Genomic DNA, 6,918 nt, shown 5'->3' with positions numbered 1-6,918 from the left:
TGGAGCGAGGGCGGAGGGTGCGGGCAGCTTTGCTGACCGCACATCTCCACGCAGCCCGAGCGGAATTATGTCCCGCAGAAGGTCTGGTACACTCTTTCGTGACTCTTCGGCCCAGCCTCGTACTTTTCCAGGCCGGGCCGCCATGTGTATGGGGCAGCAAGAACGCCCAGCAAGTTGTGCAAGGGGGCATAGTCCCCCTGTTCTTCTGCGCTGCGTAGTGCCGCTTCCACTAAATGGTTTCTGGGAATATACACCGGGTTGTGCTGCTGCATTAGCTGCATGGCCTGGGGCACGCCCATGGGGTTGGCTGCAAGGCGCGCTTGCCAGCGCGTGCGCCATGCCGCAAATTCCGGGCTGGCAAACAGGGGGCTAACGCCGCTTACAGCGCCTGTAGAGTTACCCGCGCTTGCCGGGTGGCCCGCACCAGCGGGAAATTCTTCTGCCCCCAACGCCCGGAAGGTGTTGGTATAGTCGGCATGGTGTTGTTCCATGCAGGCCAGCAGGTCTGCCACAAGCTGTTCGTCGTCATCCTGCGGCGCGGCAAGGCCCAGTTTCCCGCGCATCATGGCCAGCCAGCCCTGGGCATAGGTGGTGTGGAATGCTTCCAGCGCTTCTTCAGCCATGTGCACAGCCTCTTCATGCTCCGGGTGAAAGCACGGCAACAGGGCATTGGCAAAGCAGGCCAGATTCCAAGCCGCAATAAAGGGCTGGTTGCCATAAGCATAGCGCCCGCCGTCATCAATAGAGCTGAACACAGTGTTGTTGCTATAGGCATCCATAAAAGCGCAGGGGCCATAATCAATGGTTTCCCCGGAAAGGGCCATGTTGTCTGTGTTCATCACACCGTGAATAAAGCCCACGCGCATCCAGTGCACAAGCAAGGTGGCCTGTGCGGAAGCCACAGCAGAAAAAAGCGCTAGTGCAGGGTTTTGCGCTTCGGCACACGCCGGGAAATGGCGTTTTATGGTGTAATCCACCAAAGACTGCAAGGCATGTGCATTATTTTGCATGGCAGCAAATTCAAACGTACCCACCCGAATGTGGCTGGCCGCAATGCGGGTGAGCACGGCACCGGGCAGCATGGTTTGGCGCTGCACCTTTTCCCCGGTGGTAACAACCGCCAGGCTGCGTGTGGTAGGAATGCCCAAGGCGTGCATGGCTTCGCTAATAATATATTCGCGCAGCATGGGGCCAAGGGCGGCCCTGCCGTCGCCATTACGGGAATAGGGGGTGCGCCCGGCTCCTTTCAGGTGCACGTCCACCCGTGTGCCTGCTGGCGTAATGTGCTCCCCCAGCATAATGGCCCGGCCGTCGCCCAGCATGGTAAAGCGCCCGAACTGGTGCCCGGCATAGGCCTGGGCAAAGGGGGTTGCCCCTTCCGGCAGCAAGTTGCCTGCAAACATATCCGCCTGTGTTGCCTGGGGCCAGTCCGCAAGGTGCAGGCCAAGCTCCGCTGCCAGGGCTTCATTCACCACAGCAAGCGTAGCCCCCCGCACAGGGGTGGGTTTTTGCAGTTTATAGAACACAGAGGGCAAGGAACTATAGGTTGTGTCAAAAGTAAACATATGGGTGCCTCAAATAGGGGAAGGGACAGTTGTATAAACGCCCGTACGAAGGGAAAGAAGCTTTCAGCACAGGCCATTATGCATGGTAAGTATGCTTGGGGCATTCGTCCATAGTGAAGGCGTGCCCGCGCCTTATTCCATAGCCTTCACCACGCGCACAAGTTCTGCCAGCCCTACAACCCCATGCAAGGTGTGCTGCTTGTTCACCACCAGCGTGGGCACCGAACGAATTCCATACGTGCGGGCAAGCTCCAGGTCTTCGTTCACGGCAGTCACCACGGCTTCGGAACGGAACAGTTCCTGCCAGCGGTCAAAATCGACCCCCGCATTGCGCACCGCCGCAAAAATAACCGCATCCTCTTCTATGTTCTTGCTGTGGGTGAACAAATCAGCCTGCAAGGCATCAAACACGTCCCAGTAGGCGGCATTGCCACCCACAAAAAAGGCGGCCTTGCACGCCCTCAATGGTTTCATGGACGCGGGAAACAAAAATGACTGCTTCCGCATACCTTCAATGGAAAACCTGTGCAGGTCGTCTGTGGCATTGGCGCTTTCCCAGTGGGATAAAATTTCATTTTTTGCCTGCTCCCGCGAGCCGAACATGCGCACAAAGTCGCCTTCTTCCCGCACCAGGGCAAAGGAACGGTGGATTATTTCCACATTGGGGAACTGGGCCTGCAATTGCCGCATGTGAAACGACATGGGAAAGCAAAAGCTGCAAACGACGTCATGGAAAAATTCTATCTGCAGTGTGTTCATTGTATTCTCGTGTATTGTTGTGGGGTTGCGCACGTGTGCTTGCGGCGTGCTGCGCTTGCTGGGAATGCCTAAGCATAAGCACATAGTGGAAAATAAACTAGAAATATATTTTTCGATAGAAAGAGTAAGGATATGGAAGGGGAGACGGGAGGGGGGAAGAGGTGAGAAAGAGTTACGGTTTTATTTCATTTTGCCCTCTGCATTGGGCAAAAAACCGCAAATATTCTAAGAGGTAGAACACCCTGTGGCTTTGCTCTTAAAAGAGCTGGGCCACCTGTTGCCGGGTAATCCATAGGTACAAAGGCGCACTGGCCAGCGAATGAAAGCCGAAGTGCTGATAAAATGAAGCGGCTTGTGCATCTTTAGCCTTCACCACAAAAAACGCCCAGGCCAGCTCACTGGCGTAGGCTCTTTGCAAGGCATCTGCTAACAGGAGTGCCCCCATTCCCTTACCCTGGCCATGCGTGGCCACTGCCAAACGCCCCAGCAGCACCGCAGGCACTTGGCCATAGCGCGGCAGCTTCTGCGTTGTTTCTTCCGGCAAGTCCGTAAGGTTGAGGGAGGCCGTGGAAAGCGTGTAGAACCCCAACACCTCATGGGCGGCACCAGGGCGCACAGCCACTATGGCCGTGGCATACCCCCGGCGTTGGTCCTGGCTGGCCCGCAACTGTAAATACCCATCAAGCTCCGGGTTGCCACAGGTAAATGCTTTTACGGCATGGTGCTTGGCCAACCGCTCAAAAACAATGCGTGCCTTGCTCATTTGCCCGTGGCCTTGGCATGTTCGGCAACCGCCTGCTGCAACCGTGGCAAGGGGGCCGCATTGTCATTTATGAGGGCAGAGGCCAAAGCCTTCTGGTCATCAAGACACACCTGAATAATGGAATGCTGGGTAATGGTCTTGCGGGTGGCCTCCGCAAGGGCCGCTATCAAAAAATCCGTCATGCTCCGCCCTTCCAGGGAAGCAGCCACTGCCAGCGACTCTTTCAGATCAACGGGAATCCGTGCGTCTATGCGCGTCATCCCTTCATTGGTTTGTATGGTCATAGGAACCTCCTACTGGAAAGAAGTGTACGGGAAAATACCGTACATGGCAAGGTGGGGGGGAGGAGTAAAGACGTGTTTATCTATGAAGGTATCAACCAGTGCTTGTGAAAGCTGAATTCTCACGGTATAGGTTTTATGAGGGTAGCTGAAGGTTACTCAATTCTCTATTTTGCCCCAACATGCCCAGCAGCAGCACCCCATTAGCAACAATACAGGAAGGCTCATGAACAAAGAGACTCAAAAGGCCCCCAAGAAATGGAGTTGGTTTACTCGATTTTCTCAAATCCTTCTTCTTGTCGCTTTTGTGGCACTGATATTTGCCTTTAAGGATTGCTATGGGCTTTACACCTTTAAAGCAGATCTGGCCACCCCTGCACCAAACACAACCAACGCCTCTTTACAAATCCCACTTATATCTGAAGTTCCACCTAGCCCACACGCCTCCACTCAAACGCCTGAAGAATTTGCCGCAAACATCAAACTGGACATCAGCACCAAACATCAAGATGGCCTTACCCGGTTCAGTGACCTCATTTTCTGGTACGCAACGTTTACTACGGGGTTAAGTGCTTTTTTTCTTGTGATACTATTCGGCACTCTTATCAAAACCAACAAAGACTTTGATGCCTATAGGCTGGAAATCGATAAACTCAATAAAAAGAAAAAAGCGTTTGAAGATAACCTAGCTAAAGAAAAGACATTAAATGAAACCGCATCTGCAAAGCTCTTGGAAAAAATGGAAGAAGAATTGGAATCCATCAAGCTACTCAACGAACATTCGTCTATCCTAATAAACTACTATGCAAACAAATGGGATTCTGAATCTCATACAAAAGGCAGGTAGGTAAAAACTATGAATTCCCAGGAACATACAAAAATAATGAATGAGCTCATCTCATCTTGCCATTATGACAAAAGAGAGCCAGGAAATTATATAACAACACCACTAGCAAATCCCGCAGGGTTAGGTATACCACCAAAAGATAAAAACGAAGCAAGTCACTTTGTTCAATGGAAAAACCATGCTGAAATGTTCTATCGTTCAATAAGTAAAGTTTTGCAAGATAAGACGAAGGATGCTCTTTACACAGCCGAATCCCTATACAAACTTTTTGAAAAAATACCCTCATTAGAGCAAGAAGAAATAACACGCTACAAGGCAAAATCCATCTGTGAATTTATCAACTATTTTTCGCAAAACAAGGATTTTAATAGTGCGCTGAAAAAACTTGGAATTTTAGAGGAAACGTTCCTAAATTACCCTCAATCTGTGGTTCTGGCCAAAGCATATATTGCACTAGGGCACACAAAAGATAAAAATATTCTTGAAGCACACCGTTTATACCTAGAGCTCATACAGCGGCTAGTAACAGGAGAGCCAGAAGAGCTACCTGAAACTGTATCTACACAAGAGATATGCGCCCAGATAGCTGCATTCCTATTCTCCCACTACATTAAAAAAGAAAAATTACATGAAGCAAGAGCCATTTTTGAAAGTATGAAAGATTTGGGCGACAAGGAAATAATACGGGAATTACGTGCCATGGCGACAGTTAACATAATCTATGCCTATGATACTGCAGGCAACCCGGATGAAGCCCGTGCCCTGTTCGATGCCATGAAAGACCTAGGCGATACAGAAGCCATTAGGGAACTACGGGCCAATGCTTCTGTGAACATGACCAATGCCTATGGCAAAGCAGACAAACAGGAAGAAGCCCGTGCCATATTCGATGCCATGAAAGACCTAGGAGATACGGAAGCCATACGGGAACAGCGCGCCAAAGCTGCTGTGAACATAGTCGCTGCCTATGGCAATGCAGGCAACCTAGAAGAAGCCCGTACCATATTCGATGCCATGAAAGACCTAGGAAATACGGAAGTCATACGGGAACAACGAGCCAAGGCTACTGTGAACATGATCAATGTATATGGTAACGCAGCCAAACTGGATAAAGCCCGCGCCCTGGTGGATGCCATGAAAGAACTGGGGGATACGGAAGCCATACGGGAGCTACGAGCCGAGGCTACTGTGAACATGATCGCTGCCTATGGCGAAGCAGAGAACCAAGCAGAAGCACGTGCCCTGTTCGACGCCATGAAAGACCTGGGCGATTCGGAAGAAATACGAGTACTGCGTGCCAATGCTGCTGCTAACATGATAATCGTTTACATCAGCATAAAAAATCTGGATAAAGCCCGTGCCTTATTTGATACCATGAAAGACTTGGGCGATACGAAAGCAATACGAAATGAACATGCCAATGCATATTTTAACATTATCACTGGCTACCTCAGAATCAACGACACCACGACCGCTAGCTCCTTATTCAATGCAATGCAAAAGCTAGGAGATACAGAGGAAATACGAATTGCGCGAGCCAAGGCTGCTGTCAACATGATCAATGCCTTTGGCGATACAGGCAAGCTGGATGAAGCCCGTGCCCTGTTAGATGCAATGAAAGACCTGGGCGATACGGAAGCCATTAGGGAACTACGGGCCAATGCTTCTGTCAACATGGCTAATGCTTATGGCAAAGCAGGCAAATTGGAAGAAGCCCGCGCCCTGTTGGATGCAATGAAAGACCTGGAAGATACGGAAGCCGTACGGGAACAATGCGCCAAAGCTATTGTGAACATGGTCGCTGCCTATGGCAATGCAGGCAACCTAGAAGAAGCCTATGCCATATTCGATGCAATGAAAGACCTGGGAGATACAGAAGCCATTAAGGAACAACGCGCTAATGCTACTATAAACATGATCAATGTATACAGCAACGCATCCAAACTGGATGAAGCCCGTGCTCTGTTCGATGCCATGAAGGAACTAGGAAACACGAAAGCTATTGGGGAATTGCGTGCCAAAGCAGCTTTTAACATATTCCTTACTTACGGGAATTCAGCCAAGACTGATGAAGCCCGCGCAATATTCGATGCAATGACAGACCTAGGTAATACGGAAGAAATACGACTACTACGTGCCAATGCTGCCGTTCACATGATCATTGCTTACGGAAAAACAGCCAATCCGAATGAAGCCCAAAAAATATTTGACTCATTGCCCCTGTTGGACGATTTCCCCGGAAAACAAGAAATGATTGTCCGTGCCGGAGCAAAACTAATTGAAGCATACGCCAATGCCAAGAACCCTCAAGAAAACCATAAAACCGCTGCCCTCAATGTCTACAACACCATCAAAGATATTGAGGTACAAGACGAAGCCCTAGAATGGAAACAGGAAGCAGAAAAGGCCATGAAAGAGAAAGGATGGATTTAAGGCAATAGCGAATTGCCCGCAACGAAGAAACGCCTGAGGCTTGTTTCCCCGGCTTACACCTTTTGCACCGTCATTCCTGCGTAGGCAGGAATCCAGTATTCTTAGTAAGTTAGGCTACCCAGTGCGCAAGGCAGGAAAGGCCAAAGACAGAATACTGGATCCCTGCCTGCGCAGGATCTTATGTGGCCCCTTGTCAAGTCAGCACAAGATTGTTTTGTATTTTGCCTTTCACTTCATTAGAAAAGCCTTTAATATTAGTTTGTTGTGTGT

Annotated in this window: 6 protein-coding genes; 2 read left to right on the top strand and 4 right to left on the bottom strand. The window is 50.1% G+C overall.

Annotated features, from left to right (window positions below):
• Window positions 1–65: 65 nt before the first annotated feature.
• From G497_RS0112350 to G497_RS0112335, 4 genes are all read right to left on the bottom strand, one after another.
• Window positions 66–1,565, bottom strand: a complete 1,500-nt coding sequence (locus tag G497_RS0112350; RefSeq protein WP_027188373.1) for a protein adenylyltransferase SelO — start codon at window positions 1,563–1,565, stop codon at window positions 66–68.
• Window positions 1,566–1,697: 132 nt separating this feature from the next.
• Complete coding sequence (locus G497_RS18105) at window positions 1,698–2,324, bottom strand: DsbA family oxidoreductase (RefSeq protein WP_169727005.1); 627 nt, start codon at window positions 2,322–2,324, stop codon at window positions 1,698–1,700.
• Between the two features lie 256 nt (window positions 2,325–2,580).
• Window positions 2,581–3,087 (bottom strand): GNAT family N-acetyltransferase, encoded by a 507-nt coding sequence (locus tag G497_RS0112340; RefSeq protein WP_027188372.1) that lies wholly within the window; start codon window positions 3,085–3,087, stop codon window positions 2,581–2,583.
• On the bottom strand, window positions 3,084–3,371 hold the full coding sequence (locus G497_RS0112335) for a type II toxin-antitoxin system TacA family antitoxin (protein ID WP_027188371.1): 288 nt from the start codon (window positions 3,369–3,371) through the stop codon (window positions 3,084–3,086). The genes G497_RS0112340 and G497_RS0112335 overlap by 4 nt, the downstream gene beginning before the upstream one ends.
• Before the next feature lie 223 nt (window positions 3,372–3,594).
• On the opposite strand from G497_RS0112335, the gene G497_RS0112330 reads away from it, so the two are divergent.
• Window positions 3,595–4,215 (top strand): hypothetical protein, encoded by a 621-nt coding sequence (locus tag G497_RS0112330; RefSeq protein WP_027188370.1) that lies wholly within the window; start codon window positions 3,595–3,597, stop codon window positions 4,213–4,215.
• 9 nt (window positions 4,216–4,224) lie between these two features.
• Window positions 4,225–6,648, top strand: coding sequence for a pentatricopeptide repeat-containing protein (locus tag G497_RS0112325; protein ID WP_084516281.1), 2,424 nt, complete (start codon window positions 4,225–4,227; stop codon window positions 6,646–6,648).
• The last annotated feature ends 270 nt before the right edge of the window (window positions 6,649–6,918 follow it).

The sequence above is a fragment of the Desulfovibrio cuneatus DSM 11391 genome (assembly GCF_000430005.1).
Classification (GTDB): domain Bacteria; phylum Desulfobacterota; class Desulfovibrionia; order Desulfovibrionales; family Desulfovibrionaceae; genus Frigididesulfovibrio; species Frigididesulfovibrio cuneatus.
Note: the sequence above shows the minus strand (reverse complement) of the source record. Positions and strands in the feature narration are given on the sequence as shown.